This is a genomic window from Pseudomonas sp. TE36184, from assembly GCF_054060055.1.
The window spans coordinates 3694523-3719989 of the sequence record NZ_JBSSCU010000001.1 but is presented as its reverse complement, the minus strand read 5'-3'; the positions used below and the strand labels follow the sequence as shown (position 1 = coordinate 3719989).

28 protein-coding genes are annotated in these 25467 nt (G+C 60.7%); 16 read left to right on the top strand and 12 right to left on the bottom strand.

Annotated features, from left to right (window positions below; genetic code table 11):
• Positions 1 to 323 precede the first annotated feature (323 nt).
• A complete protein-coding gene (locus ACVWZP_RS16755) occupies positions 324 to 1520 on the top strand; it encodes an MFS transporter (RefSeq protein ID WP_046384781.1) in 1197 nt (398 codons plus the stop codon).
• Between the two features lie 50 nt (positions 1521 to 1570).
• On the opposite strand, the gene ACVWZP_RS16750 is transcribed toward ACVWZP_RS16755, so the two are convergent.
• Positions 1571 to 2122, bottom strand: a complete 552-nt coding sequence (locus ACVWZP_RS16750; protein ID WP_026139726.1) for an RNA polymerase sigma factor — start codon at positions 2120 to 2122, stop codon at positions 1571 to 1573.
• 263 nt (positions 2123 to 2385) lie between these two features.
• Here ACVWZP_RS16750 and ACVWZP_RS16745 point away from each other — a divergent pair, with 263 nt between their 5' ends.
• Genes ACVWZP_RS16745 through sctU form a run of 11 tightly spaced genes read left to right on the top strand, consistent with a single transcriptional unit; the run spans position 2386 to position 12519 of the window.
• On the top strand, positions 2386 to 3444 hold the full coding sequence (locus ACVWZP_RS16745; protein ID WP_046488011.1) for a TyeA family type III secretion system gatekeeper subunit: 1059 nt from the start codon (positions 2386 to 2388) through the stop codon (positions 3442 to 3444).
• The gene (gene sctV / locus ACVWZP_RS16740; RefSeq protein ID WP_017844429.1) at positions 3441 to 5534 is read left to right on the top strand and encodes a type III secretion system export apparatus subunit SctV; all 2094 of its coding nucleotides are present in this window, start codon (positions 3441 to 3443) and stop codon (positions 5532 to 5534) included. The genes ACVWZP_RS16745 and sctV overlap by 4 nt, the downstream gene beginning before the upstream one ends.
• A 37-nt stretch (positions 5535 to 5571) precedes the next feature.
• Positions 5572 to 6474, top strand: a complete 903-nt coding sequence (locus tag ACVWZP_RS16735; RefSeq protein WP_046384779.1) for an FHA domain-containing protein — start codon at positions 5572 to 5574, stop codon at positions 6472 to 6474.
• Complete coding sequence (locus ACVWZP_RS16730) at positions 6471 to 7829, top strand: FliI/YscN family ATPase (RefSeq protein WP_457369945.1); 1359 nt, start codon at positions 6471 to 6473, stop codon at positions 7827 to 7829. Before ACVWZP_RS16735 ends, ACVWZP_RS16730 begins: the two co-directional genes overlap by 4 nt.
• Positions 7816 to 8244, top strand: a complete 429-nt coding sequence (sctO, locus tag ACVWZP_RS16725) for a type III secretion system stalk subunit SctO (protein ID WP_256823087.1) — start codon at positions 7816 to 7818, stop codon at positions 8242 to 8244. The genes ACVWZP_RS16730 and sctO overlap by 14 nt, the downstream gene beginning before the upstream one ends.
• On the top strand, positions 8241 to 8696 hold the full coding sequence (locus ACVWZP_RS16720; RefSeq protein WP_046384776.1) for a type III secretion system HrpP C-terminal domain-containing protein: 456 nt from the start codon (positions 8241 to 8243) through the stop codon (positions 8694 to 8696). The genes sctO and ACVWZP_RS16720 overlap by 4 nt, the downstream gene beginning before the upstream one ends.
• The gene (locus ACVWZP_RS16715) at positions 8693 to 9706 is read left to right on the top strand and encodes a FliM/FliN family flagellar motor switch protein (protein ID WP_046384775.1); all 1014 of its coding nucleotides are present in this window, start codon (positions 8693 to 8695) and stop codon (positions 9704 to 9706) included. Before ACVWZP_RS16720 ends, ACVWZP_RS16715 begins: the two co-directional genes overlap by 4 nt.
• Entirely contained in the window at positions 9703 to 10356 is a 654-nt protein-coding gene (gene sctR / locus ACVWZP_RS16710) for a type III secretion system export apparatus subunit SctR (RefSeq protein ID WP_046384774.1), read from the top strand. Before ACVWZP_RS16715 ends, sctR begins: the two co-directional genes overlap by 4 nt.
• Positions 10357 to 10363: 7 nt before the next feature.
• Positions 10364 to 10627 carry a type III secretion system export apparatus subunit SctS gene (sctS, locus tag ACVWZP_RS16705; RefSeq protein WP_017844422.1) on the top strand — a complete coding sequence of 88 codons (264 nt, stop codon included), beginning with the start codon at positions 10364 to 10366 and terminating at the stop codon, positions 10625 to 10627.
• A 9-nt stretch (positions 10628 to 10636) separates the two neighbouring features.
• Positions 10637 to 11425 (top strand): type III secretion system export apparatus subunit SctT, encoded by a 789-nt coding sequence (gene sctT / locus ACVWZP_RS16700; RefSeq protein ID WP_017844421.1) that lies wholly within the window; start codon positions 10637 to 10639, stop codon positions 11423 to 11425.
• Positions 11422 to 12519 carry a type III secretion system export apparatus subunit SctU gene (sctU, locus tag ACVWZP_RS16695; protein WP_046488028.1) on the top strand — a complete coding sequence of 366 codons (1098 nt, stop codon included), beginning with the start codon at positions 11422 to 11424 and terminating at the stop codon, positions 12517 to 12519. The genes sctT and sctU overlap by 4 nt, the downstream gene beginning before the upstream one ends.
• Here the strand turns inward: sctU and ACVWZP_RS16690 are convergent, their stop codons facing one another.
• The 11 genes from ACVWZP_RS16690 to ACVWZP_RS16640 form a co-directional block, all read right to left on the bottom strand.
• Positions 12520 to 12891, bottom strand: a complete 372-nt coding sequence (locus ACVWZP_RS16690) for a hypothetical protein (RefSeq protein ID WP_017844419.1) — start codon at positions 12889 to 12891, stop codon at positions 12520 to 12522.
• Positions 12888 to 13091 carry an HrpT family type III secretion system protein gene (hrpT, locus tag ACVWZP_RS16685; RefSeq protein ID WP_057005746.1) on the bottom strand — a complete coding sequence of 68 codons (204 nt, stop codon included), beginning with the start codon at positions 13089 to 13091 and terminating at the stop codon, positions 12888 to 12890. Before hrpT ends, ACVWZP_RS16690 begins: the two co-directional genes overlap by 4 nt.
• Positions 13088 to 15229, bottom strand: a complete 2142-nt coding sequence (sctC, locus tag ACVWZP_RS16680; protein ID WP_261753664.1) for a type III secretion system outer membrane ring subunit SctC — start codon at positions 15227 to 15229, stop codon at positions 13088 to 13090. The genes hrpT and sctC overlap by 4 nt, the downstream gene beginning before the upstream one ends.
• 14 nt (positions 15230 to 15243) lie before the next feature.
• Positions 15244 to 15636 carry a hypothetical protein gene (locus ACVWZP_RS16675; protein ID WP_046384772.1) on the bottom strand — a complete coding sequence of 131 codons (393 nt, stop codon included), beginning with the start codon at positions 15634 to 15636 and terminating at the stop codon, positions 15244 to 15246.
• Position 15637: 1 nt separating this feature from the next.
• On the bottom strand, positions 15638 to 15856 hold the full coding sequence (locus ACVWZP_RS16670) for a hypothetical protein (RefSeq protein ID WP_026139725.1): 219 nt from the start codon (positions 15854 to 15856) through the stop codon (positions 15638 to 15640).
• A gap of 86 nt (positions 15857 to 15942) precedes the next feature.
• Positions 15943 to 16539 carry a type III secretion system stator protein SctL gene (gene sctL, locus ACVWZP_RS16665; protein WP_017844414.1) on the bottom strand — a complete coding sequence of 199 codons (597 nt, stop codon included), beginning with the start codon at positions 16537 to 16539 and terminating at the stop codon, positions 15943 to 15945.
• Positions 16540 to 16541: 2 nt separating this feature from the next.
• Positions 16542 to 17099, bottom strand: a complete 558-nt coding sequence (locus ACVWZP_RS16660; protein WP_457369944.1) for a type III secretion protein — start codon at positions 17097 to 17099, stop codon at positions 16542 to 16544.
• Positions 17092 to 17898: a type III secretion system inner membrane ring lipoprotein SctJ gene (gene sctJ / locus ACVWZP_RS16655; RefSeq protein ID WP_457369943.1), complete on the bottom strand. Its 807-nt coding sequence runs from the start codon at positions 17896 to 17898 to the stop codon at positions 17092 to 17094. The genes ACVWZP_RS16660 and sctJ overlap by 8 nt, the downstream gene beginning before the upstream one ends.
• Positions 17899 to 17904: 6 nt before the next feature.
• A complete protein-coding gene (locus ACVWZP_RS16650; protein ID WP_226926248.1) occupies positions 17905 to 18267 on the bottom strand; it encodes a hypothetical protein in 363 nt (120 codons plus the stop codon).
• A 111-nt stretch (positions 18268 to 18378) separates the two neighbouring features.
• Positions 18379 to 18585, bottom strand: coding sequence for a hypothetical protein (locus ACVWZP_RS16645; RefSeq protein WP_046384768.1), 207 nt, complete (start codon positions 18583 to 18585; stop codon positions 18379 to 18381).
• Positions 18586 to 18765: 180 nt separating this feature from the next.
• Entirely contained in the window at positions 18766 to 19692 is a 927-nt protein-coding gene (locus tag ACVWZP_RS16640) for a sigma 54-interacting transcriptional regulator (protein WP_017844409.1), read from the bottom strand.
• A 560-nt stretch (positions 19693 to 20252) separates the two neighbouring features.
• Between ACVWZP_RS16640 and ACVWZP_RS16635 the strand changes: the two genes are divergently transcribed.
• The 4 genes from ACVWZP_RS16635 (at position 20253) to thrC (ending at position 25450) form a co-directional block, all read left to right on the top strand.
• A complete protein-coding gene (locus ACVWZP_RS16635) occupies positions 20253 to 21530 on the top strand; it encodes a cystathionine gamma-synthase family protein (RefSeq protein WP_046384767.1) in 1278 nt (425 codons plus the stop codon).
• A gap of 151 nt (positions 21531 to 21681) precedes the next feature.
• Positions 21682 to 23112, top strand: coding sequence for an amino acid permease (locus tag ACVWZP_RS16630; RefSeq protein WP_046384766.1), 1431 nt, complete (start codon positions 21682 to 21684; stop codon positions 23110 to 23112).
• 51 nt (positions 23113 to 23163) lie between these two features.
• Complete coding sequence (locus ACVWZP_RS16625) at positions 23164 to 24054, top strand: LysR substrate-binding domain-containing protein (RefSeq protein WP_046384765.1); 891 nt, start codon at positions 23164 to 23166, stop codon at positions 24052 to 24054.
• A gap of 16 nt (positions 24055 to 24070) precedes the next feature.
• Positions 24071 to 25450, top strand: coding sequence for a threonine synthase (thrC, locus tag ACVWZP_RS16620; protein ID WP_046384764.1), 1380 nt, complete (start codon positions 24071 to 24073; stop codon positions 25448 to 25450).
• Positions 25451 to 25467: the final 17 nt, after the last annotated feature.

The following is a 25467-nucleotide window of genomic DNA, read 5'->3' as shown; positions in this document are numbered from 1 at the left end:
AATCCGGCGCACCCGAAGGTGCCCTGCGCACAACCACCATAAAACTCATGGAGGTGCATGCGCCTGATTAAGAATCCGGGCGACTAAACCCGATCACTGATTCCAGTGACGGATCGAAGACTAGCCAGCGGTTTCCACAGGCACAAGGCGCCGGGGATTGTCTAGGAAACATCCTTCAAATTAAAGCGATCCACCCTGCTGGCCTTTTACAAAGCGTGACCGCTACAGTCGTTAGCTCCCTAACGGGATAGCCTTGCCATGGGCAAGAGTGGCACATTGTCGCACCTGCACCTGTGCATTCCCCCGCTGTACGGAACCCTCTTATGGCTCTTAGCAATTCCCCCGCCGCCGGGCAGACCAGCCCGCTGGTCATGCGGATCATCGGCGCGGTGGCGCTGGCGCATTTGATCAATGACTTGATCCAGTCGGTGCTGCCCTCGATCTACCCGATGCTCAAGGCCAGCTATGGCCTGACGTTCACCCAGGTCGGGCTGATTACCCTGACGTTTCAGCTCACCGCCTCGCTGTTGCAGCCGTGGGTGGGTTATTACACCGATCGGCATCCCCAGCCGTTTCTGTTGCCGTGCGGGATGGTCTGCACCCTCGTGGGGATTGTGATGATGTCCCAGGTCGGCAGCTTCCCGCTGATTTTGCTGGCGGCGGCGTTGATCGGGATCGGTTCGTCGACCTTTCACCCCGAGGCGTCCCGCGTGGCGCGGCTGGCGTCGGGTGGGCGCTATGGCCTGGCGCAGTCGACGTTCCAGGTCGGCGGTAACGCGGGCTCGGCGTTCGGCCCGTTGCTGGCGGCGGCGATCATCATTCCGTTCGGCCAGGGCAATGTGGCCTGGTTCGGCCTGTTCGCGGTTTTCGCGTTGGTGCTGCTGTATGCGATCAGCCGCTGGTATCGCACGCACTTGAACCTGTTCAAGCTCAAGGCCGGTCAGGCGGCGACGCATGGCTTGTCGAAACGGCGCGTGATGGCGGCGCTGGTGGTGCTCGGGCTGCTGGTGTTTTCCAAGTATTTCTACATGGCGAGCATCACCAGTTACTTCACGTTTTACCTGATCGAGAAGTTCGACCTGTCGGTGGCCAGCTCGCAGTTGCACCTGTTTCTGTTCCTCGGCGCGGTGGCGGCGGGCACGTTCTTTGGCGGGCCGATTGGCGACCGCATCGGGCGCAAGGCGGTGATCTGGTTTTCGATCCTCGGCGCGGCGCCGTTCACGTTGTTGATGCCCCATGTGGACCTGTTCTGGACCAGCGTGCTCAGCGTGATCATCGGCTTTGTACTGGCCTCGGCGTTCTCGGCGATTGTGGTGTACGCGCAGGAGTTGGTGCCGGGCAATGTGGGGATGATCGCCGGGGTGTTCTTCGGGCTGATGTTCGGGTTTGGCGGGATCGGGGCGGCGCTGCTGGGGCACCTGGCGGACAGTCACGGCATCGAGTACGTGTACCGCTTATGCGCGTTCTTGCCGTTGTTCGGGCTGCTGGCGATCTTGCTGCCGCGCACGAAAAAGGTCTGATACGGTTGGGCAGATATCCCTCTCGCCCAACGGTTGCCAGCTAGGCTGGACTACGGTTGCAACGGGTTGCGGGTGGCGCGCTTGAGGTGTTCGCGGGCCCGGGACAGGCGTGAACGCACGGTGCCGATGGGGATGTCCAGGGCGTCGGCGGTGTCCTGATAGCTGCCGTCGGTTTCCAGCGAGGCGTACAGGGTTTTGCGCATCTCGGTGGGCAGGTCCTTGATGGCGACCAGGGTTTTTTCCAGGCGGCGGTTGACCTCGAACTCCCAATCCAGGTTCTGGCTGTCTTCCTGGCCGTGCCACAGCGCTTCATCGAATTCGCAATGCACCGGTTTGGCGTACATGCGCCGGAAGTGGTTGCGGATCAGGTTCTGCGCAATGCCGCACATCCAGGTGCTAAGGGTTGCCTGGCCGCTGAAACGCTCCCTGCTGCGCCAGGCCTCCAGGTACGTCAACTGCAGAATATCGTCCGCATCTTCCGGGTTGAGTACGCGCTTGTGGATGAAGCGCCGGAGTTTTTTTTGCTGGTCGTCCGTCAGGTGGAGCATGAATTGAGGCGAGTCGCCAACAAAGTGAGCTAAAGCACCAATAGGGATATCCATGATTTTTTCCTCAGGGTGGGCGCGATCGAAATGGTTTCGATGGGAACCCCTTTAGCACCGGCTGTGCCAAACAGAAAAAAATCGCAACTGGTTGATTTATATAAATAAATATTTTTTGTTCGGAAGGTTTTGTGCGGTTTCTTGCAAAAGCCCAGGCGGGTTTGTGCCGGTAATTTCAAAACACCGCAGAGGGGAAATTTGTTGGAACCGTAAAGCCAGCGTTTGCCACATAGGGACACAATCTCTTTGTCCTGGCCTGCCCCATGAAAGTCGAATCGATCAACGATGTGCAACCGCTCCAACGCGTGGACCCACCCCGCGTCAGCCCTGAAAAAACAGCGGCCGCAGCGACGGGCTTCGATGAGGTTGCGCAGGTTTTCAACCAGGAAGTCGCGCTCAACAATCAAGCGTTGAACCGGCGCTCGATGGGCCTGGCCGTGCCTGCCGTCGAGCAGCTCGTGCGGCTCTATGATCAGCTTGGCCATCCGGCCCAGGAGACCATCGCGTCCATGGCGCGCCGGGTGCGTTCGCAACTGGCGCACAACGTCAGCGCGGACAAGTGGCTGGCGCTGACCGGCGGCGACCCGGCGCGGGCGTTCGTGGTGCTCAAGTATGTGGCCGCGCAAGCCGAAGCCCGCGCCGCCGACGTGGCCTTGGCGCAAGAGGCGATCGATCGGTTGCAGGTGCGCTACAGGGGCGAGATCCAGGCCGGCCTGAACATTGCCGCCGTGCTGGAGCAGGCCGCCGGCGACCCGCAAGAGCGCCAGGCCGTGCGTGGGCTGTATTACGCCAGTGTGGTCACGCGCCAATCCCTGACTTCGATGATGCAATCGTTGTTGGGGCTGTTCGGCGGGGACCGCTTCGCAGACGGCCTCAACGTGATGCGCCGGGCCCTGGCCGATGACATCGCCGCCCACTCGCCTTCGGTGCCCACGGCGCAGTTGCGCACGCTGCTGTTGGGGTTGCAAAGCTGCGCTCAGTTGGGCGGGGCGTTAGCCAATTGCCAGGCATTGCTGCAGCGCCTGAGCACCGATCAGGACTCGGTGAGTCTGTTGCAGCGCCTGTTGGGGTATACCGCCACGGGTGTCGATTCGGGCGAGGTATTGCGCCTGGCCGAAGACCTCGGTGGCGAGCTGGCGAGCGGCCAACTGGTGTCCCTCAACGCCCTGTACCCGGTGATCCAGCGCCTGCCGCAGACCTTGTGGCGTGACAGCCGGGGGCGCCAGGAGGCGCTGCACAAATTCTTGTTGGTGATGGACGAGTTCGCGCGCGTGGAGCGGGGCAGCCCCCGCATTGCCGGCGAGTCGAGGGGGAACGCATGACGGTGCTGGCGACCATCAACGCTGCGTTGCTCAAGGTGGCACGGCGTGCCGAAGTCTTGGGCGCGGTGGTGGTCATGGCCATTGTGTTCATCTTCATCGTGCCGTTGCCGACCTGGCTGGTGGATATTCTGATCGCGCTGAATATCTGTATTTCCTGCCTGTTGATCGTGCTGGCGCTGTACCTGCCCGGGCCGTTGGCGTTCTCTTCCTTTCCTTCGATTCTGCTGTTGACCACCATGTTTCGCCTGGCGCTGTCGATTGCCACCACGCGCTTGATCCTGTTGGAGCAGGACGCGGGCGATATCGTGGAAGCGTTCGGCAACTTCGTGGTGGGCGGCAACCTGGCGGTGGGGCTGGTGATTTTCATGATCCTCACGCTCGTCAACTTCCTGGTGATTACCAAGGGCTCGGAGCGGGTGGCCGAAGTGGCGGCGCGCTTCAGCCTCGACGCGATGCCGGGCAAGCAGATGTCCATCGACAGCGATCTGCGCGCCGGCTTGATCGACGGCGGCCAGGCCCGCGACAAGCGTGAACAACTGGGCCGCGAGAGCCAGTTGTTCGGCGCAATGGACGGCGCCATGAAGTTCGTCAAGGGCGATGCGATTGCCGGGCTGGTCATCGTGGTGATCAACCTGTTGGGCGGGTTTTCCACCGGCATGTTCCAGCACGGCATGAGCGCCGGCGATTCGATGGCGCTGTATTCGGTGCTGACCATCGGGGACGGCCTGATTGCGCAGATCCCTGCGCTGCTGATCTCCCTGACCGCCGGCATGATCATCACCCGTGCGGCGCCGGATGGGCGCAAGGGTGCCAATAACATGGGCGCGGAAATTGCCCGGCAGATGACCAGCGAGCCCAAGAGCTGGATGATCGCGTCGGTGGGCATGCTGGCTTTCGCCGCCTTGCCTGGTATGCCGACCGTGGTGTTCATCCTCATTTCGCTGATGACCGGCGCCCTCGGTTACTACCTGATGCGCCAACGCCAACGCGAGGAACAGCCCGAAGCCGAAGCCACCGAGGCGGTGCGCCCCGAGGACAACGGCGACGAGGATTTGCGTGGGTTCGACCCGTCGCGGCCCTACCTGTTGCAGTTTTCCCCGGTTCTGCAAGGCTCGCCCGAGGTCACGGAACTGATCCACGGGATCCGCCAGGCGCGCAACGCGATGGTGGCCCATATCGGTCTGACACTGCCGCCGTTCGAGGTCGAACTCGATGCCTCGCTGGCCGACGATGAGATGCGTTTTTGCGTTCACGAAGTGCCGATGATCAAGGCGTCGGTGGTCACGCTCGTCGCGGTGGAGCGCAAGGCGCTGGCGTCCGAGCCGGCCCACGCGGTGCCGGGGTTGCCCGAGCGCGACGAGCAGGACTGGCTCTGGCTGCCGCCCGACGATCCGCTGCTGGATGACCCGCAGTTGGAACGCTTCAGCGCCACCAGCCTGATCATCGACCGCATGAAGCAGGCCATGATGCTCAGCGGCCCTCAGTTTCTCGGGATTCAGGAGAGCAAGGCGATCCTCGGCTGGCTTGAGCACAACCAGCCGGAGCTGGTGCAGGAGCTGCAACGGATCATGCCGCTGTCGCGCTTCTCGGCGGTGCTGCAGCGCCTCGCGGGCGAAGGCGTGCCGTTGCGTGCCGTGCGCCTGATCGTCGAGTCGCTGATCGAGTACGGCCAGCATGAACGTGAGCCGGACGCCTTGGCGGACTACGCGCGCATCGCCCTTAAATCACAGATTTTCCACCAGTACAGCGAGGCGGACGGTCTGCATGCCTGGCTGTTGTCGCCGCAGACCGAAAACGTGCTGCGCGAGGCACTGCGCCAGACCCAGACCGGGGTGTTCTTCGCCCTCGATAACGACAGCAGCGCTTCGCTGATCAACCTGCTTAACCAAGCGTTTGCCGTGCGGCCCAAAAGCAAGCGCGTGATGTTGGTCGCCCAGGATCTGCGCAGTCCCTTGCGGACCTTGCTGTTGGAAGAGTTCAGCCATGTGCCGGTGCTGTCGTTTGCTGAGCTGGGAAGTGCATCGAAGGTCAAGGTGCTGGGGCGCTTTGACCTGGGCCAGGACGAACTGATGCGAGGAGCGGCAGCATGAGTGCAACGTACATACCCACGCCAGGGAGGGCTTGCTGATGTTTGAACTGCGCGTGTTGGAGGGTTTGAATCAGGGCGCTGCGTTGCCGTTGTTTGGCGAGCAGTGGAGCCTGGGTTGTCACACGGACGCCGACCTGCTGCTGACCGACGCCGGGGTGGTCGAGCATCATGCGCGGCTGCGGTTGATCGACGGGTTCTGGTCGGTGCAGGCGGAAGCCGGGCTGTTGCAAAGCAGCACCGGGCAGGCGCTGGCACAGATCGCCGACCTGGCGCTCAATACGCCTTTTTCGCTGGGCAGCATTCGCCTGTGCGTCGCCTTGGCCGACCAGCCTTGGCCCCGGGCGGCGGTCGCGCAGGTCACGCCAGCCGCCGAGCCGCGCCAGGAGGCGCCGCCCGCGCTGGTGCTGTCGTCCATCCCGCCGTTTCAGCAGAAGCGCCTGATCAGCCTGGTGCTGGTGTGTGCGGTCATCATTGTGGCGGTCGGCATGGCGTCCACCGGCGAGCATGAGGCCCAGGCGTCGTTGATGCCCGTCGAGCCGCAAAAGCCCAACCTCGGTTCGCCGCTCGAGGTGCGTCAGCAGTTGCTCAAGATGCTCGGCGAGCGCGAGCTGGACCATCGCGTCGGCTTGCAGGTGATCAATGGGCAGATCGCCCTCAATGGCGATGTGTCCCAGGAAGAGGTCGAACTCGTGGCGCGCATGCTCAGCCGCTTTGCTGAACAGTTCGATACCGCCGTGCCGGTGATCAGTCGTGTACGGGTACGTGACAGCATCCTGCCGTTCAAGATCTTGCAGATCGTCGGCGGGCCGAGCGGTCATGTGGTGTTGGAACACGGCGACCGTTTGTTCGTCGGCGATGAAGTGGATGGCCTGCGGCTGGTGCTGATCGACAACAGCAAGGTGGTGTTCGACGGCGCGCAACGCTATGAGGTGCGCTGGTGAGCGGCACGGTGCAGGAGCGTCTCGACGCGTGGCAATTGATTCAGTCCCAGGGCCTGGCCCGTTTCGCGCCGGTGTCGATGCGCGGGCGTATCCAGCGTGTCAACGGCATGCTGTTGCAGTGCCGGCTGCCCCAGGCGCGTATCGGTGATCTGTGCCAGGTCGAAAAAAAGCCTGGCGATTACATGCTGGCCGAAATCATCGGGTTCGATCAGCAGGATGCGGTGCTCAGTGCCCTGGGCAATCTGGAGGGGGTGCGCGTCGGCGCCGCGGTGGAGCGCCTGGGGGGGCCGCACCGGGTGCGGGTCAGCGACGAGCTGTTGGGCCAGGTGCTGGATGGTTTTGGTCGGCCGATTGCCGGCGAGGGCCCCAGTGCGTTCGTCGAGGCGGATACGCCCGACGCGACCACGGTGTTGTGCGAGGCGCCATTGCCCACGGAGCGCCCGCGCATCAGTCGCGCGTTGGCCACCGGCGTGCGCTCGATCGATGGCTTGCTGACGTTGGGCGAGGGCCAGCGTGTCGGGCTGTTCGCCGGCGCTGGTTGCGGCAAAACCACGTTGTTGGCCGAGATCGCCCGTAACGTGGAATGCGATGTGATTGTGTTCGGCCTGATCGGTGAACGGGGCCGCGAATTGCGCGAGTTCCTCGATCACGAACTGGATGACCAGTTGCGTGCCAAGGCCGTGCTGGTGTGCGCCACGTCCGACCGCTCCAGCATGGAGCGCGCGCGTGCCGCGTTCACGGCGACGGCGCTGGCCGAAGGTTTCCGGCGCAAGGGCAAGCGGGTGTTGTTGCTGATCGACTCGTTGACCCGTTTCGCCAGGGCCCAGCGTGAAATCGGCCTGGCCGCCGGTGAACCGTTGGGCCGCGGTGGTTTGCCGCCGTCGGTGTACAGCTTGTTGCCGCGCTTGGTGGAGCGCGCCGGGTTGACGCGCGAAGGCGTGATCACCGCGATCTACACCGTGCTGATCGAGCAGGACTCGATGAGCGATCCGGTGGCCGATGAAGTTCGCTCGCTGCTCGACGGCCATATCGTGCTGTCTCGCAAGCTGGCCGAGCGGGGCCACTACCCGGCTGTGGATGTGCTGGCCAGCCTTTCGCGAATTTTGAGCAACGTTGCCGAGCCTGGGCACATCCAGTCCGGCACGGCGTTGCGCCGCCTGTTGTCGGCTTACCAGCAGATCGAGTTGATGCTCAAGTTGGGCGAGTACCAACCCGGCAACGATGCGCTGACCGATCTGGCCGTGGACAGCCGCCAGGCGGTGGATGACTTCCTGCGCCAGGACCTGCGTGAACCCTCGCCCATCGCCTCGACCCTGGATCACCTGATGGAGCTGACTGCCTATGTCCCTTTCTGAAGTATTGCCGAGTGACATCGACACCTTGCGGCGCTTGCGTCGATACCGCGCAGACCGCGCCGAGCGGGCGCTGCGCGAGGCCAAGCGGGCGCATCAAACGCTGGTCGCGCATATCCAGCAGGCCCAGGAGACGCTGGAGCAAACGCGCCAGGAAGAGGCCCGGCAATCCGCGCAACTGTTGAGTGAACACCAGGGCCAGGTGGTGACCTTCAAGGCGCTGAAAACCTGGAGCGCCAAGGAGCAGCACTTGTCGGCCGGCACCCGCCGCGAAGAAAGCCAGTTGAAGACCCTGCAAGGGCAACGCGAAGAGCAGGCGGTGCAGGTCGGCAGTGCGCAAAAGCACGTGACCTTGTGTCTGCGCCAGGTGGAAAAAATCCAAGAACTCTCCCATTTACTCGCGCAGGAACCGCTATGAACCACGTTTCAGTCAACCCGTCTGAGCGCCAGTACCCGCTTGAGTTCTGGGGCGACCGTGTGCCGGCAATCGACGCGCTGGCGCCTTGGGAGCAACGGCTGTTTGCCCAGTTGTTGAATGATGACAGCGACGACGCGAGCCAATGGCAGTTCCTGGCCGGAATCAAGGCTTCGGGGGAAACCGCCAGGGTCGATGCGTTGAGCGAGCAATTGGTTTCGCGGATGGACGGCGTGTCGCAGTGGCCGCTGACGGCGGTCTTGTATTTGCCGCACCTGGGGCGGATCGACAGCAGCATCGGCCGAGAGCAGGGCGCCTGGAGGGTTGAGTTGCGCGCCGAGCGAGAGGGCACGACGCGCTGGCTCAGCGGGGTACGGCAACAGTTCGAGCAAAGGCTCGCCGCGAGCCTGGCACGGCCGGTCAGCGTGCATTTGGCACATACGGCGCTGGCATGATGATGCCCTCCCTGGCGTTACCCACGGTCAAGGGCAATGTGGCGGCGGCCCGGCAACGCTTGGGGCGCGGATTGCGCATGTCGTACCAGGTTGGCGAGCTGCGCGGAGAGTTGCGGCTGGAGCCCGGGGCGGCCCCCATGGGCGTCCAGCCGCTCTGTTTCGAAACAGCCTGCGGCGTATTGGGGTTCAGTGAACCGGGGCCGCAGTTCAGCTTGCTGGGCGAATGCCCGGTGACGTTGGCGCAGGCGGGCAACGATCCGGACTCCTGGTTCTGGGCCCTGTTTCAACATCATTTGAGTGCCCAGGTGCGGGCGCTGTTGGGGCATCTGCGGCTATTGCCCTCTGCCCGGCCGTTGAACTTCGGTTGCCGGTTGTGCGTGACGCTCGGCGCTTCCCACGTGGTGGGCTATCTGTGGCTGTCGACCGAGAGCTTTCTGGCGTTGTGCGAGGCCGGGCCGTGGCGCCGCATGGCCAGCCCGATGCCGACGCGTTTTCAGTTGGCGCTGCCCGTGACGATCGGGCGCCTGCGCGTGCCCCTCAGCCAATTGCGCGGCCTGCGCGCCGGCGATGTGCTGATGTTCGAGCAGGTGTATTTCCAAGCCCATGGCAACGGCCATGTGCAGGTCGGCAGGCAGCGCCTGTGCGTGTTTATTGATGATGAATCCGGGCCTGTCTGCCTGACCCTTACTTCGATCGAGGAAGCGCCTTTGGAAGAGGATTTCGCAACACCGCCCTATGCAGGGCATGAAGACGACACGCCGGTGGTGGATGTCTTCGGGCATGAACCGTTCGACGAACTGAGCATGGCGCTCAATGTGCGATGCGGCACGCTCAACCTGACCCTCGGCGAGCTGCGCAACCTGGCGCCCGGCGCGGTGCTGGGCATTTCCGGGTATGCGCCGGGCATGGCCGGGTTGTATTACGGCGACCGCCCGCTGGGCGTGGGGCAATTGGTGGAGGTGGACGGTCGCCTGGGGTTGCAGATGTCTCGTGTGATTTTTTCCCGATGAGTTTTCAAGGCGTAGACCCGATTGTCCTGGCCGTGTTCGTGGGTGCCTTGTCGTTGATGCCCATGCTGTTGATCGTCTGCACCGCGTTCTTGAAGATCGTGATTGTGCTGATGATTACCCGCAACGCGATCGGTGTGCAGCAGGTGCCGCCCAGCATGGCCATCAACGGCATCGCATTGGCGGCGACGCTGTTCATCATGGCGCCGGTGGGCTATGAGATCGCGGAGGTCGTCAAGGTATCGCCCCTGGACTTGAGCAACGTGAGCACGCTGCAACAGACCGGGCTTGAGGCGGTGCAGCCGTTGCGGACGTTCATGGTGCGTAACAGTGACCCGGACATCCTCACCCACCTGCTGGAAAACACCGCGCGCATGTGGCCGCCGGCCATGGCGCAGGAGGTCCAGCGCGAAGACCTGATCCTGCTGATCCCGGCGTATGTGTTGTCGCAGTTGCAAGCGGGGTTCGAGATCGGCTTCTTGATCTACATCCCCTTTATCGTGATCGACCTGATTGTCTCCAACCTGCTGCTGGCGCTGGGGATGCAAATGGTCTCGCCCATGACCATTTCCCTGCCGCTCAAATTACTGCTGTTTGTGATGGTGTCCGGCTGGTCGCGGCTGCTGGACAGCCTGTTCCTTTCCTATCTCTGAGCTGCCTATGGAACCGATCGTACTGTTCAAACAGGGCATGCTGCTGGTGGTGGTGCTGACGGCGCCGCCGCTGATTGTCGCGGTGATCGTGGGCGTCCTGACGTCACTGATCCAGGCGCTGATGCAGATACAAGACCAGACGCTGCCTTTCGGCGTCAAGCTGGTCGCCGTTGGCGTCACGTTGGTGGTGACCGGGCGTTGGATTGGCCTGGAGTTGGTCCAGTTGATCAACCTGACGTTCGACATGATCGCCCGTTCGGCCTTGAATTGAGGCGTGCCCATGCTGCTCTATCTTGATTTACTGCCAAGCCTGCTGATTGGCATGGCACGCATCTACCCCTGCGCTTTTCTGGTCGCGGCGTTCTGTTTCCAGCACATTCGCGGCATGCCCAGGCACGCCGTGGTGATGGTCATGGCGTTGATGCCCGCGCCGGGTATTCATGCGGCGCTGATGGGGCAGGAACTCTCCGCGATGATGTTGGGCGCACTGGTGCTCAAAGAGGCGATCCTGGGCGTTTTGCTGGGGGTGTTGCTGTCGATGCCGTTCTGGATGTTCGAGTCGGTCGGGGCGCTGCTGGACAACCAGCGCGGGGCTTTGGCCGGCGGTCAGCTCAACCCGTCGCTGGGCCCCGACGCCACGCCGATCGGGCATTTGTTCAAGCAACTGGCGATTTTTTTATTGATGGCCAGCCTGGGCCTGGGCGCACTGACCCAGGTGATCTGGGACAGCTACCTGATCTGGCCGCCGACCGTGTGGTTTCCGTTGCCGGCGGCCAATGGCCTCAGTGTGTTTGTCGAGTTGGTCGGCGACACCTTCACTCACATGATGCTGTACGCCGCGCCCTTTATCGCCGTACTGCTGTTGCTCGAGTTCGGCGTGGCACTGTTGGGGATCTACAGCCCGCAACTGCAGGTGAGTACGCTGGCCCCGCCGATCAAATGCCTGGCCGGCATCGGTATTCTGCTGCTGTATTTCGCCCTGCTGCAGGACTTGATCGTCGGGCGCATGGCGCTGCTGAGTGACCTCAAGCATTCCCTGGGCCTGCTGTTCAAGGGGCCTTTTACATGAGTGATTCAGGGGAAAAGAAACACCCCGCCAGTGCCAAGAAACTGCGTGACCAGCGCAAGAAAGGCCAAGTCGCGCAGAGCCAGGACGTGGGTAAGTTGCTGGTACTGACGGCCTTGAGCGAGATCGCCTTGTTCACGGCCGACACCAGCATGCAGCGCTTCCAGCAGATGATCGCACTGCCGCTGGCGCGCATAGGGCAACCCTTTGCGCGCGCCCTGGAAGAAGTGCTGACGGAGGCGCTGGTGTTGTTTTTCTCCTTCGGCCTGCTGATGGTCGGGGTCGCGATCGGGGTGAAACTGATTAGCAGTTGGATGCAGTTCGGCTTGCTGTTCGCCCCCGAATCCCTGAAGTTGGACTTCAACCGGCTGAACCCGCTCACCCAGCTCAAGCAGATGTTCTCCGCCCAATCCCTCATGAACTTGTTGATGGGCATCGGCAAGTCATTGCTCCTGGGCTTGATACTGTACGTGGTGATTGGCCCGTCGCTGGGGGCCCTGATCAACCTTGCCAACAGCGATCTGCAAACCTACATCCTCGCGCTGATCACACTCTTTCGGCACTTGTTGCATGCGTGTCTGGGGGTGCTGCTGGTGCTGGCGCTTATCGACCTGACGTTGCAGAAGTACTTTTTTGCCAAGCGCATGCGTATGACTCAGGTCGAGGTGGTCAAAGAGTACAAAGACATGGAGGGCGATCCCCACGTCAAGGGCCAGCGGCGCTCGTTGGCTTATCAGTTGGCCCAGGAAGAACCCAAGGTCAAGCTGCCCAAGCTGGAGGAGTCGGACATGCTGGTGGTCAACCCGACGCACTTTGCCGTCGCGTTGTATTACCGCCCCGGCCAAACGCCGCTGCCAAAATTGGTGGCCAAGGGCACGGACGCGAATGCGCGTAAGCTGATTGATCGAGCCAAGGCGGCGGATGTCCCGGTGATTCAATGCGTATGGTTGGCGCGCACGCTGTACGAGGCAAAACTGGGGGCGGGCATTCCGCGCGAGACCTTGCACGCGGTGGCGTTGATCTACCGTACCTTGCGCGACCTCGACGATGAGGCCAAGCGTGAAACCCTCGAGTTGCCGGAGCTGGAGCAGCGCTGATCAGCGGTTGGCGAAACCATCCAAGGCGTCGAGATCGGCCAGCGACAGCATTCGGCTGAGGACTTGATCCACGGCCTGAAGCTCGGCGGGCAGGGCGTGCCAGATCACCAGTGCGCCCTGGGCATCGAGGTAGATATAGCAGCCATCAAATACCACTGCCTGATCGAAGCGGCGTTCCAGCACGCGTTGCAGTTGCCCGGCTTGCAAGGCCGCCTGGCTGATGTGCAATGCCAACCCCGGGCGGGCGTTGGCGTGCCGTGTGTGCAGGGCGATGCCCAGGCACAACGGCAGGTGAGCGGCATCGCCGCTCACCAGGCTATCGAAGAATGCCTGCCGATGCCGCTCATCGTCCGGCACCCTCCCGGCGTTCATCGTTCCAGCGACACCGTTTGATAGTCCGAACGCTCCCCGGCCGGGCCGGGTTCGACGCGCATGTGCGGCGGCCACCAGATCACCAATTTATCGCTGGTCGATTGTGGGCGTGAGCAGGAGTCCCCTTTGCAGGTCGGGGTGCAACCGCTGATGAACAACGCGGTAATCATCAGGGTGGCGCACAACAGTCTTGGCTTCATGGCGTGGTCTTCCGGGTTGGCGTGAGCAGGGACGGGCGTGGCACACTCAGGTGTTCATCCTTCACCACCGGGCGCATGGCGATGAACACTTCGGCTTCTTCGCCCGGCTTGAGCCAGGCGCGTGGCCAGACGGTGACCGCCAGGGTCTCGGAGTTGCTGCATTCTTTTTCATCGATGCGGACATTGCGCTTGTACTGATTGCGCAGCACCACCACTGCCACGTTGAACTGCGGGCCGGCATACCACTGGCTGCGCTCGGTATTGAGCGCCAATAGCTCGCGAGGGGTACACAACGTGTTCAACGCCAGCGGCATCGGTGCGGCCTTGAAGGCTTTGGGCACTTGCCCGCTGACCAGATGCGCCAGGATGCTGGTGATGTCGCTGCGGTTGATCACCGGCTGATGTGGGGCCAAGCGCCGTGCCAGGGGTTTGAGTGCGGCCTGCAACTCGCTCTGGTCGGCCTGCGGCAAGTAACGTGATGGGTCGGACTGATCGCCGATCACGCGCGGGGTGAGAATGAACAAACGTTCGCGCCGGTTGTTCTGGCGTTCCGTCGAAGAGAACAGCGCTTTGCCCAGCAACGGAATGTCCCCCAGCAAGGGGATCTTGTTTTGCTTGTCCGCGCTGTTCGTTACATGGAAACCGCCCACCACCAGGGAGCGTTTTTCCGCCATGACGGCCTGGGTGCTGACCTTGCCCCGACGCACATCGGGGCCGATGCGTTCGGGGTTGGACTCGTCGAAGTTACCGTCTTCGATGTCCACCGCCAGGTGGATCTGATGGCCACCGCGGCTGGTGATGACGCGAGGCACGACCTGGAAACTGGTGCCGACGGTGATCGGCAGGATGGTCGCGTTCTCGCTGCCGGCCGTCAGGTACTGGGTGCGGTTGAAGTCGATCACCGCCGGTTGGTTTTCCAGGGTGAGCACCGATGGGTTGGAGACCATGGTTGCCAGCCCGCGCGCTTCCAGGGCGCGCACGTCGGCGTAAAAGCGGTCGCGGTTTTCGATCGACAATTGTGATGAGGTGCCGGGCGCCATGTTGACCGCGCCGCGGAAGCGACTGTTTTGAAAGCCCCAGTTGACGCCGAACTCACGTAATTGGGTGCGTTCGATGTCGAGGATGATGGCGTCGATTTCCACCAGTTTGCGCGCCACGTCGAGCTGACTGATCAGCTCGCGGTACATCCCCTGACGCTCCGGCAGGTCATAGATCAGAATTGCGTTGTTGCGCACATCGGCCTCGACGCGGATTCGGCTTGGGTTGACCGGCGCCCGCGACGTCAGCGCTATGCCGGCGTCCACCGGCCCGGTTGGCGCGGGTGTGCCGAGCATCTGCCCCAGCAGCGGGTTGCTCAGGCGCGGGAACGCCGGCGTCAGGGGCGCGGGCTGGGACTGCGCGGGGGAGCGCTGAGTCATGCCGGTGAGCATCGCGGGATTGCGTGGGTCGAGCAGCCCGCGCAGCATGGTAGCCACGCCGGGGATGGTGATTCTTTCGTTGCGGTATTCCATTTGGCGGTCCGCGGCGTTGGCGAACTTGAGCGGATAGCTCAACACGCTCTGCTTTTCGTCCGGTGAACGGCGCTGGCTGCTGAACTGCTTGATCTGTTCGATATAGCGCCGGGGGCCGGAGACTAGGACGACACCGTCCTCCGGCAATTCGCCCCAGCCGAAACGACTGTCGAGCAGGCCGATATCGGTCAGCGCCTGCTTGAGGTCGGCAATGGTTTCGGACGACACCTCCAGGCGTGCGGACTCTTGCTGGTCGAGGGTGCTGATGTGCAGGGTGTTGTTGTAGAGATACCACTGGAAGCGGTGTTCAACGCCCAGCCTGTCGAGCAGCGACTGCGGGGTATTGGCGCGTATCTTGCCGTTGACGTTGCCCTCCAGCAGGCCCTCGATCTGGAGTTGGGTACCGAAGGTCTGGGCAAAATCTTCCAGGACTTCACGTAACGGCTTGTGCTGGGCTTCATAGGCGTATGCCGTGTTTTTCCATTCGGCGGGGATGGCGGCGAGGGCGCCTGGCGCCGGGGCCAGCAAGCAGGTCAGGGCGATCAGGCACCGCCAATCGGCGCGTCTGGATGAAGTTTCGGGCGGGTCAATGCGCAAGCTGTCGCGCTTGTGGATCTTGTTATGCATAGAAGCTTCTCTGATTAGTACAGCAACGAACGTAGGGAGGTGGGGTTGCGTCGAGGCGCCGATCTATGGAGGCGCGCGACGGTGGCGCGCCAGGTATCGCGTTGGTTGAGCAGGGACTCGAGGCAGAGCTGCAGCTGCTGTTCGTCGTGCTTGTCATGCAGGCAATGCATCAGCCAGAGCGCGCCACTGGCCGGCGCCTGGGCGAGAGCGCCTGGAAAGTGTTCCAGGCTGACCTCGCCTAGGCGCAGCCAGCTCAGCAGCAATGATTTGTCCGGGCGAAGTGGCGTCAACTGGACACTGAGCAACAGGCTGTTCGAACAATGACGCAGGATAATTTCGTCATTGTTTTCGAATAACCTCAATTCTCCGGAGCCGCGTTTCAAACACTCGGCCAGCAGCGCGTTCAAGTTACTGACCGCTATCCAGGCCTGACTTCAGGAGCATATGTTTGACGCGGGCATGCTCATTGAAGACGTATTCGGAAGTTCGATGCTTGGCGACAAGATCGAAAAAAAAGGCAAGGTCTTCTTCAGACCCGGAATTGGTTTCTGCGGCGAGGTTGAGGTCACGTTTAACCTCCCTTGCGTCGTTTAAAAGCCGATTGCTGTAACCGTCGTAATAGTTCATGGATTCACTCCGTTGGGATGTTCTCCTTTTTGGTTTGTATTTCGAATTGGTTCCATGTGCGGCAATTTTTATTTCATGAAGTGTGTTTAAAACCCGTTGTCTGAAGGGCTGTCATCGGGCTTCATGAAAATATTGATCAAGGACGTCCAGTCAATCCGGAAGTCCCCTTCTTCGGTGGTCAATATGAGCGATTGCAGTTTGATCGTATCGTCGGCGCGCAGTGTCCAGTGCGTGCTGCCGCGGTTGGTCAGGCATGCCCGCACCGCCTCCAATTCGAGCGGGTGGCAAACCAGTGTTGCCTTCACCGCTGGCACATGGCTCGCCAGTAATTGCTTGATCAGGGCGGCCATGCGTTGGGGCGCGGGGGTGTCTTCTAGCAGCAGGTGAATAGCCTGGTTGGCGATCGAGGTGGCGTATTGTTCAAGGCTGTCGCACAGGGCCTGACGCTCGATTTCCCAGCGTTTGAGTTGTGCATTGGCACGTTGCCATACTTCAACGCTGACTTTTTCCAGCAGCGCTTCACGTTGGGCGTGTGCCGTCTTCAGCAACTGCCTGGCCTCGGCTTTTGCCTGGTCCACCACATTGCTGGCCTGGGTATAGCTCGCCAGTGTTTCGCAAGAGATCAGGCTCCCCGGCAAGGGCGGCGCGCCCCCGGGCGAGCTGATTTTATATCGGCATAACATCGTTAATCTCCGTGCCCCTCTGAGGCGGCAGCGCTACTGTTCCTGTTCATCGCGCCAATGCGCCACGCCACCGCATGCCAAAGGGTATCGAGGCGGCTATGGGAGTCGCCGAGCGACAGGGCTTTTTCGTCCAGATCCAAAATGCGCCGGCGCGCAAAACGCAACCGGATGCGCTGCCAGGTGGCCGGCGTGACCCAGGCGCGGAGCAATTGCAGCGGGTCATTATCGGGTTGCACCATATCCAGGGGCAGGGCCTTGGCCAGCCTGTTGCACCACTGTCGATGGTTGTCATCGAGTGCGGTGGCATAGGCGGGACGGCAGATGCCGTCAATCAGGGCGAGCCCCAGGTCGAGTTGATCCGTGGGGGCGAGTGCCAGTTGCAGGAGTGCGGGGTCGGGCATTGGCGGCAGGCAAGGGGCAACGCCATAAGGCGTGCCCGTGACGACCTGCCGGCTGCGGTGCAGCTCATTCAGCGCGGCGTGTTGAACGGGGACTTTCCAGTCTTCGTGGGCACACAACCAGGGCGCGGACCACCATTGGGCCCATGAGAGATTACTCATTGCGGGCCTGGACAGGCACATCCGGGGATGGGCCGTCTGACAGCGCGTCTGCGGCTCTTTGTGTGCGTTTATGCCAGAACATGCCCGCCGCGATCATCAGCGCCAGGGCGATCAGCCCGAATGTCACACTGGCCCGCCAAAAACCGATGTCATCTCCCGGAACCAGGAACGGCCCGAAGTAAGTCAACCGTTGCTGCTCTAAGTAAGCGGTTGCCGGCACGAAGACGACCGTCAGTTTTTGCGGGTTTTCCACCGCGGCGGTCATCCCGGGAATACTGCTTGCAACCATCCTGCGCACCCGGGCCCTGATATTGTCGGGGTCGAGTCGCGGGTCATGCTTGATGAACACCGAGGCGGAGGCGGGTTGTACCGGTTCCCCCGGAGCGACGCGCTCGGGCAGCACCACGTGTACGCGAGCCACGATGACGCCATCAATGTTCGACAGCGTGGTCTCCAGCTCCTGGGACAGGGCATAGATGTAGCGTGCTCGTTCTTCAAGCGGCGTGGAAATAACCCCCTCTTTGCGAAAGGTGTCGCCCAGCGTCGCGCGCGCGACCCGCGGGAGGCCGGCGGCCTCCAGCGTTCGCACAGCGCGGCCGATATCGGTTGAGTTGACCACCACCACAACGCCATCTTTCGCGGGAACCTTGGTGGCGCGGATATGTTTGTCCGCCAGTTCCGCAACGACCTCATTGGCCTCTTGTTCGGTTAACTGACGATGAAGTTCGACACGGTCACTGCAGGCATTGAGCAAGAATGAGAGCGACAGGATTACTAGGATAAGCCACGGGCGAGTCATGTTGGCCTACTGGAGGTTGCTGATTTTATCGATGCACTGCGCGGTTTTACCGACGCTCTTCGACAACATGTGCGTCAGCAGGAGTGCGTCGGAAAGTTGCCCCGGATATTTTCGCGCCTCTTCCAGTTTGTTCTTGCTGCTTAATGCCCGCAGGCTTTTGGTCATACGCTCAGTCATGGAATTGAGCTTGCCTGCGGCTTCGGAAAGCACATTCGGTGGCAGCGCATGATCGACCGCGGTATTCGCAATTGGGGAAGGCATGAGCGTTGAGTTGAAAAAGCTGACATCGGTGGCCGAGTGGGAGGCCTCCTGTATGCCCGAGGTGCCAGGGAGTTGATTGATTTCAGTCGTGCGGATGCTGCCTATCATCATGTTGCCCTGTCAGATAAGGGTTAGAAGATGAGCGTGTATATGACAACGCTCGTGGCGGTATGGCCTTCCCGGCATCGACTGTCGAGAAGGCCAGCAAGCGTTCAGCTATTACAGGCGGAGCATGTCAGCGGCTGCTTTAATACCGTTGGTATTAGCGTTCTCTGCTGCTTTATATGCGTTTTTTACGCCATCTTTGCGCTTCTTTGATTCTACAGCCTCCATCCCAGCATCTGCCTCATCAGCAGACATATTGTTGGCGTCACCGCCACCACCATAGGAGGCGCCAGAATACGAGCCAATCGAACCGATAGTCATGTTGTTTTCTCCGTGCTTGACGTTAGTTTCACTGGAGTCAGCGATACATCAAAAGACGCTGTTGCACACCTGTATCGCTGTTCCATGACTTATGTGGCTAAACGGATTCATGCGTTCCATATGTTGCGGGAAGGTATGTTTCAAAAGATGTTATTGCGTTAACAGGGGCGGCACCCTGTTTCAGTTAAGTGATATTCCCAAATGCTTTATTCGGTGGTACAGCGTTCGCTTGGCGACGCCTAAAGCGATTGCCACACTGTCCACACAGTGGTCGTGTTGACGAAGCGATTCTTCAATCAACGATTTCTCCATCTGTTGCAATCGTGTCTTCAGGTTCAATTCAAGTTCATGTCGGTTGATCACCGCGGTGGATAACGGCGGCAGGCCCAACACGAAGCGCTTGGCCGTCGAGCGCAGTTCGCGCACATTGCCCTTCCACGGGTGGCACAGCAGTTGTTGCAATAACTGCTTGCTGGGGGGCGACGGCGCGGCGAGCCGGAAGTGATCGGCCTCTTGCTCAATCATGTCCAGGAACAAGGGAATGATCCGCTCTCGCCGATCCCGTAAGGCTGGAAGGTGGATATTGACCACATTCAGACGGAAGTAGAGGTCGCGTCGGAAAGTGCCTTGCTCGACCATTTCGTGCAAGGCGTGCTGGGCCGAGGCGATCACACGCATGTCTACCGGGATAAATCGTGTAGACCCCAGGCGTTCGACCCCGCGCGATTCCAGTACACGTAACAGCTTGGCTTGCAGCGACAGCGGCATGCTGTCGATTTCGTCGAGGTATAGGGTGCCCAGATGGGCGGCTTCGACAAACCCCGCGCGCGATTGCATGGCGCCCGTGTAGGCGCCGCTGTTGACACCGAACAGTTGGCTTTCGGCCAGGGTTTCCGGGATGGCGGCACAGTTAACTGCAACGAAGTTTCCTTTGCGACGAGACAGCTGATGGATGCGTTGCGCCAACGTATCTTTACCTGTGCCGGTTTCTCCCAAGAGGAGAATATCGATATCGAGAACGGCCGTATTGTTCACGGTCGTTTCGATGGCCGGGCAATCGCTAAAGGTCATGTCCGTTATAAGAACGTTTTCGCAGAGCGTCGACATCGTGTTGTGCTCCGATACTGTTGCCACTTCAGGGAGGGCAATTAACCTATGGGCCGGCACGCAGTTAAACAGGAAAGCTTAGTGTTGTCATGATGCGCTGCTTGAGCTGTAGAGTCGCTCGGGTATTTGAATCGCAAGAACTATAAAGTTGCAAGCGCTGCTCGTGGTAGTTGCCCGTGGTTGGTGTAAGATAAATCTTAGAGTGATGAGGAATAGTTGGGATGTTTGATGAGGGTGCAGTTATGTTGCGGTGTGTGTTCTAGAATTCTCGTTATTTTATAATGTGTGGCGATGTTTCACTATCTTGATGCATCGCCCTTTATAGTTCGGCTTCTACCGCAATCAACGTTTGCACGTTAAATCAGCCAGCTAGACAGCCCACTGCCCGCACAAAAACCCACCAGGGCTGGACCCCCTCACCCCGCACATGGATAGCCATTAAAAAAAACAGCCCTTTGGCACCGATAACATCGTTTCTCGGGCGCACGGGTTTTCAATATATTGGCCGCCAGATCCGATTAATGATTCAACATTCACCACTCTCAGTGCGAGTAGTCTTAATGAACAATAAACCTGACAGCACAAGGCTTGAAAATGCCGGAGCGGGGACCCGGGCGGTCTGGGGTGGGGAGCAAGTCAGGCACCCCTACAATGCCACTCAAACACCTATCGTGGTCAGTGCCGCTTACGGTTACGACGACATCGACGTCTGGTACGACGTTGCTCTGGGCAATGCTCCGGGCTTTATCTACAGCCGCATGAGCAACCCGACGGTCGAGACCCTCGAAGCCAAAATCCGCGAGTTGGAACATGCTGAGTCCGCCGTGGCCTTCAGCAGTGGCATGGCGGCGATCAGCAGTGTGCTTTACACCTTCCTGGCCCACGGCAATCGTGTGGTGTCCACTAAGGACAGCTATGGCGGAACCAACAAGATTTTCGAAGAGTTCCTGCCGCGCATGGGCGTCGAGGTGACCTTGTGCGAGACGTTCGATCACGAGGAGATCGAGCGTGAAATCGCCAAAGGCTGCCAGTTGGTGTACCTGGAAACACCGACCAACCCGACCCTGAAAATCCTCGATATCCAGCGTCTGGTGGCTGCGGCCAAGCGCGTCGGTGCCGTGGTGGTGGCGGACAACACCTTTGCCACGCCGCTGAATCAAAACCCACTGGCGCTGGGCGTGGACGTGGTCATCCACAGCGCGACCAAGTTCCTCAGTGGTCATGGCGATGTGCTCGGCGGCCTGGTATGCGGCAGCGAATCGTTGATGGCCAAGGTTCGTCATTACCGGGAAATCAACGGTGCGACGCTCGATCCCTTCTCGGCCTACATGATCATCCGCGGCATGAAAACGCTGGTGCTGCGCCTGCGTCAGCAGCAACACAGTGCCCGTGCCCTGGCAGAGTTCCTCTGCACCGAACCGTTGGTGGCGTCGGTGAATTATCCCGGCTTGACCAGCCACCCGAACCACGCTGTGGCGTGTGCGCAAATGTCCGGTTTCGGTGCCATCGTCAGTTTTGTCCTGGTCGGTGGCATGGACACGGTCAAGGTGCTGTTGCCGCGCCTGCGCTTTGCTCACTGCGCGGGCAATCTGGGCGCGGTGGAAACCATTTACGGTCCGGCGCGGACCACCAGCCATGTGGAGAACACGCTGGAGGAGCGTCTGGCCCTGGGTATCTCCGAAGGGCTGGTACGCGTCTCCGTCGGCATCGAAGACACCGATGATTTGCTCGACGATCTGCAGCAGGCGTTTGCCTTTGTCAGGCATTCACGGGATGAACAGCTACCAGCAAGCAAACAGCCCTCAATCAATGAAACATGCACTGAGGTAGCCAGTTGAAGTTTTAACGTTACTCCCTCACGACAGGGCCGTTAGTGAGGCGTTCATGAAGCGGAATAATAATAAAACCCAGTGGCGACATTTTTTGACTCTGCCCAGTAACTCAGCGCAGACGTTAATGCGTGCCCCGCCAACTTTCATGAGAACAACCATGTCCATACAAGAACAGCAAATCAACCCGCGTGCCAGTTTCAAACAGGAAATGCAGACGCGCCATATTGTCATGTTGGCATTGGGCGGTGTGATTGGTACCGGGCTGTTTCTCACGTCCGGATACACCGTTAACCAGGCCGGTCCGTTAGGTGCGGTCATTGCTTACATCATCGGCGCCCTCATGGTCTACATGGTCATGATGTGCCTGGGCGAGTTGGCGGTGCAGATGCCGGAAACCGGCTCCTTCAGCACCTACGCCACGCGCTTTCTTGGCCCAGGTACCGGCTACACCGTGGCCTGGCTGTATTGGCTGACGTGGACCGTGGCCATCGGCTCGGAATTCACCGCCGCCGGTATTCTTATGGTGCGCTGGTTCCCGGACACGCCGGTGTGGATCTGGAGTGCGCTGTTCGCTGGCGTGGTGTTCCTGACCAACGTGATCTCGGTGCGTTTGTTTGCCGAGACCGAGTTCTGGTTGTCTTTGATCAAAGTAGTGACGGTGGTGGTGTTCCTGATAATCGGCGGCGGGGCGATTCTCGGCCTGTTGCATATCGATCAGGCGCACAGTGCCGGCCTGGGTAACTTCACCCGCGAGGGCTTGTTCCCCACCGGTTTCATGTCGATTGCCATGACCCTGTTGGCGGTGTCCTTCGCCTTCTCCGGTACGGAGTTGATCGGTATCGCTGCCGGTGAAACCAAGGACCCTCAGCGCAATGTGCCGCGGGCCATTCGCACTACCGTGTTGCGTCTGGCGATCTTTTTCGTCGGCACCATTTTCGTCCTGGCGACGCTGTTGCCCCGCGAGCAGGCCGGTTTGGTGGAGAGTCCGTTCGTCACTGTATTTACCTACATCGGCATTCCTTACTCCGCCGACATCATGAACTTCGTGATCATCACGGCGCTGTTGTCTGCGGCCAACTCCGGGTTGTACGCCGCTTCGCGGATGCTCTGGACCTTAAGCGATCAGGGACACCTGCCTAAGCAGTTCTCTAACCTGACCCGCACGGGGACGCCGTTGAATGCCATCGTATTGAGCATGTTCGGCGGCGGTGCCTCGTTGCTCAGTAGTGTGTTTGCCGCTGACACCGTCTATCTGGCGCTGGTGTCGATTTCCGGGCTGGCGGTAGTGGTGGTGTGGATGAGCATCGCCGCGAGCCAGATCGCATTCCGCCGTCACTATGTGGCCAATGGCGGTGATGTCCGCGACCTCAAGTTCCGCGTCCGGGGTTATCCGTGGGTACCTCTGGGAGCGCTGGCCTGCTGCAGCCTGGCCTGCGTCGGGATCGCTTTCGACCCCGAGCAGCGGGTGGCGCTGTACTTCGGTTTGCCATTCATCGCCTGGTGCTACTTCGTGTATTACATTACCCGCAAGAGCCGCGAGCGACGCTTGTCGCTTGCCCCCTTGGCACAACCGTCCGATGCATTCTAGGCAGGGTGGGCAAGCGTGCTCGGTGCGGGGGGCGTCAATGAGGTCCAGACCATGAAGCAAAAGCCGTTACCCCCATTGAACTGGCTGCGGGCATTCGAGGTGTCTGCCCGCTGTCTGAACTTTACCCACGCCGCCGAGGAACTGTTTTTGACCCAGGGCGCGGTCAGCCAGCAGATCCGCCAATTGGAAAGCCATCTGGGGGTGGCGCTGTTCAAGCGCTTGCCCCGTGGCTTGGGGCTGACCGAGGAAGGCCAAGCCTATCTGCCGGTGGTGCAGGATGCGATCACTCGGCTGGCGGTGGGGACCAACGAGATTTTTGGCCAACACAAGCGCCGGCCGATCAAGGTGCGTGGCAGCCTGGCGTTTTTCGTACATTGGCTGGCGCCCAAATTGGTCGACTTTCGTCAGGCTCATCCCCATGTCTACATCCGCTATATCAGCAACATTTGGGTCAAGGAGCTGGATGGCGAAGACGATATGGAAATTCGTTGGGGTCATGGTCAATGGCCCGGCCTGGTCTCGCAACGCCTGACCTGGGACACCTTGTTTCCGGTCTGCTCGCCCGCCCTGATGGCGCGCTCGCCGCTGAAGGTCGCGGCCGACGTGGCTCACCATCCGTTGCTGCACGTTCTGGGTTACGAAGAGGGCTGGGGTTACTGGTTGAACATGGTCGGAGCGGACACCGTCGATTCGTCGACCGGCATGCAGTTCGACACGCTGATCTGCACCTTGCGCATGGCCGAGTTGGGGCAGGGGATTGCCCTGGCCCGCTCCTCGATGGTCGACGAGATGCTCCAGGACGGGCGTCTGGTTGAACCCTTCGCCCAGCGCATAGAAGCCAGCGAATCGTTTTATCTGGTACGCGGTTCGGGGGCCGACCAGCATCCCGACGCGGTCATGTTTTCTACCTGGCTGGTCGAGCAGGCACATCGTTACAAATGAATGGCCGGAGTCAACCATGCACTATGTGAGTACGCGAAGTTCGGCCATGCAGGTCGATTTCGAAAAGGTCGTGTTATCCGGTATTGCCGAGGACGGCGGACTGTTCGTGCCCTTCGAGTTGCCGCTGTTCGAACCCCAGGACATGGCCAATTGGTCGATCTTGCCGTATGACGAACTGGCCTATCGGGTCATGAGTCCGTTTGTGGGTGGGGCCATCCCTGAGGTGGATCTCAAGCGCATGCTCAAAGAGGCGAGCAGCCGCTTCAGTCATCGCTCCGTGGCGCCCTTGCATCAGGTCGACCGCAACGAGTGGGTGCTGGAGCTGTTCCACGGACCTACCCGTTCCTCGAAGGATTTTGCCGCCCAGTTGCAGGCGCAGTTGGTGCAGTATTTTCTGCACAAACGCCAGCGACGCGCGGTGGTGCTCGGGGCTACCAACGGTGATACCGGGCTGGCGGCCATCGAGGCGTTCAAGCACTGTAACGACACCGTCGTGGTGGTGCTCTATCCGGCATCCGGCGTACCACAGAATCAGTTGCAGCATCTGCAGGCGGTGGCTCACCCGAATGTCCACACGTTCGCGGTCAACGGTAGCTTCGATGAGTGCCAGACCATCGTGAACCGGCTGTTCCGGCAGTGGCCATGCACGCAGCACGAGGCAGTCAGTTTCAACTCCAGCAATTGGGTCAGTGTGTTGGCGCAACTGGTGTTTTATTTCCACGCCGTGCTGCAACTGGGAGGCGCTCAGCGTCTGATTGGTTTCAGCGTGCCCGCCGCGAGTTTTGCCGAGGTATATGCCGGTTACATTGCGCAGAAAATGGGCCTGCCGATCACCCAGATGATCGTTGCGACCAATCAGAACGACGCATTGCATCAGTTGTTTCTGAAGAACCACTACTCCAGGTTGCGAACCAACAAGACGTTGTCGCCGGCCATGGACCTGTCGATTTTTTCCAACCTTGAACGTTTCCTCTGGGAGCTCTACGGGCATGACGATCAGGCGGTGAGCGCGCTGATGGCAGCGTTCGAATCCAGCGGCGAGATGACCATCGCCAACGAGTTCTGGTTGCAGGCGCGGATGATCATCGACTCCTACGCGGTCAGCGATGACGAAACCCTGCAGGAAATGACCTCGCTGTACCGTGACACCGGTTACGTCATTGATCCTCACACCGCCACCGGCGTCCTGGCAGCTCGACTGTACCGCCGCAGCCTGGTCGCGCCGATGGTCACCCTGGGGGAAATCTCACCGGCCAAATCTACCGTGCTGCTCGGCGAGCTGGGGATCGGTGCGCCGGCGCAACACAGCCCGCTCGCGGAGCAGGGATCGGCACAGCATTACCGGATTCAACCGGACGACCTCGACACCATCCATCAGTTGCTCGGCGCGCTGTGACGGCGTTGCCGCAGGAG

Excerpts from the sequence above, each read along its gene's own strand:
- ACVWZP_RS16755 (WP_046384781.1), top strand. The coding sequence starts at position 324 with ATGGCTCTTAGCAATTCCCCCGCCGCCGGGCAGACCAGCCCGCTGGTC.
- ACVWZP_RS16750 (WP_026139726.1), bottom strand. The coding sequence starts at position 2,122 with ATGGATATCCCTATTGGTGCTTTAGCTCACTTTGTTGGCGACTCGCCT.
- ACVWZP_RS16745 (WP_046488011.1), top strand. The coding sequence starts at position 2,386 with ATGAAAGTCGAATCGATCAACGATGTGCAACCGCTCCAACGCGTGGAC.
- sctV (WP_017844429.1), top strand. The coding sequence starts at position 3,441 with ATGACGGTGCTGGCGACCATCAACGCTGCGTTGCTCAAGGTGGCACGG.
- ACVWZP_RS16735 (WP_046384779.1), top strand. The coding sequence starts at position 5,572 with ATGTTTGAACTGCGCGTGTTGGAGGGTTTGAATCAGGGCGCTGCGTTG.
- sctO (WP_256823087.1), top strand. The coding sequence starts at position 7,816 with ATGTCCCTTTCTGAAGTATTGCCGAGTGACATCGACACCTTGCGGCGC.
- ACVWZP_RS16720 (WP_046384776.1), top strand. The coding sequence starts at position 8,241 with ATGAACCACGTTTCAGTCAACCCGTCTGAGCGCCAGTACCCGCTTGAG.
- ACVWZP_RS16715 (WP_046384775.1), top strand. The coding sequence starts at position 8,693 with ATGATGATGCCCTCCCTGGCGTTACCCACGGTCAAGGGCAATGTGGCG.
- sctR (WP_046384774.1), top strand. The coding sequence starts at position 9,703 with ATGAGTTTTCAAGGCGTAGACCCGATTGTCCTGGCCGTGTTCGTGGGT.
- sctS (WP_017844422.1), top strand. The coding sequence starts at position 10,364 with ATGGAACCGATCGTACTGTTCAAACAGGGCATGCTGCTGGTGGTGGTG.
- sctT (WP_017844421.1), top strand. The coding sequence starts at position 10,637 with ATGCTGCTCTATCTTGATTTACTGCCAAGCCTGCTGATTGGCATGGCA.
- sctU (WP_046488028.1), top strand. The coding sequence starts at position 11,422 with ATGAGTGATTCAGGGGAAAAGAAACACCCCGCCAGTGCCAAGAAACTG.
- ACVWZP_RS16690 (WP_017844419.1), bottom strand. The coding sequence starts at position 12,891 with ATGAACGCCGGGAGGGTGCCGGACGATGAGCGGCATCGGCAGGCATTC.
- hrpT (WP_057005746.1), bottom strand. The coding sequence starts at position 13,091 with ATGAAGCCAAGACTGTTGTGCGCCACCCTGATGATTACCGCGTTGTTC.
- sctC (WP_261753664.1), bottom strand. The coding sequence starts at position 15,229 with ATGCATAACAAGATCCACAAGCGCGACAGCTTGCGCATTGACCCGCCC.
- ACVWZP_RS16670 (WP_026139725.1), bottom strand. The coding sequence starts at position 15,856 with ATGAACTATTACGACGGTTACAGCAATCGGCTTTTAAACGACGCAAGG.
- sctL (WP_017844414.1), bottom strand. The coding sequence starts at position 16,539 with ATGTTATGCCGATATAAAATCAGCTCGCCCGGGGGCGCGCCGCCCTTG.
- ACVWZP_RS16660 (WP_457369944.1), bottom strand. The coding sequence starts at position 17,099 with ATGAGTAATCTCTCATGGGCCCAATGGTGGTCCGCGCCCTGGTTGTGT.
- sctJ (WP_457369943.1), bottom strand. The coding sequence starts at position 17,898 with ATGACTCGCCCGTGGCTTATCCTAGTAATCCTGTCGCTCTCATTCTTG.
- ACVWZP_RS16650 (WP_226926248.1), bottom strand. The coding sequence starts at position 18,267 with ATGATAGGCAGCATCCGCACGACTGAAATCAATCAACTCCCTGGCACC.
- ACVWZP_RS16645 (WP_046384768.1), bottom strand. The coding sequence starts at position 18,585 with ATGACTATCGGTTCGATTGGCTCGTATTCTGGCGCCTCCTATGGTGGT.
- ACVWZP_RS16640 (WP_017844409.1), bottom strand. The coding sequence starts at position 19,692 with ATGTCGACGCTCTGCGAAAACGTTCTTATAACGGACATGACCTTTAGC.
- ACVWZP_RS16635 (WP_046384767.1), top strand. The coding sequence starts at position 20,253 with ATGAACAATAAACCTGACAGCACAAGGCTTGAAAATGCCGGAGCGGGG.
- ACVWZP_RS16630 (WP_046384766.1), top strand. The coding sequence starts at position 21,682 with ATGTCCATACAAGAACAGCAAATCAACCCGCGTGCCAGTTTCAAACAG.
- ACVWZP_RS16625 (WP_046384765.1), top strand. The coding sequence starts at position 23,164 with ATGAAGCAAAAGCCGTTACCCCCATTGAACTGGCTGCGGGCATTCGAG.
- thrC (WP_046384764.1), top strand. The coding sequence starts at position 24,071 with ATGCACTATGTGAGTACGCGAAGTTCGGCCATGCAGGTCGATTTCGAA.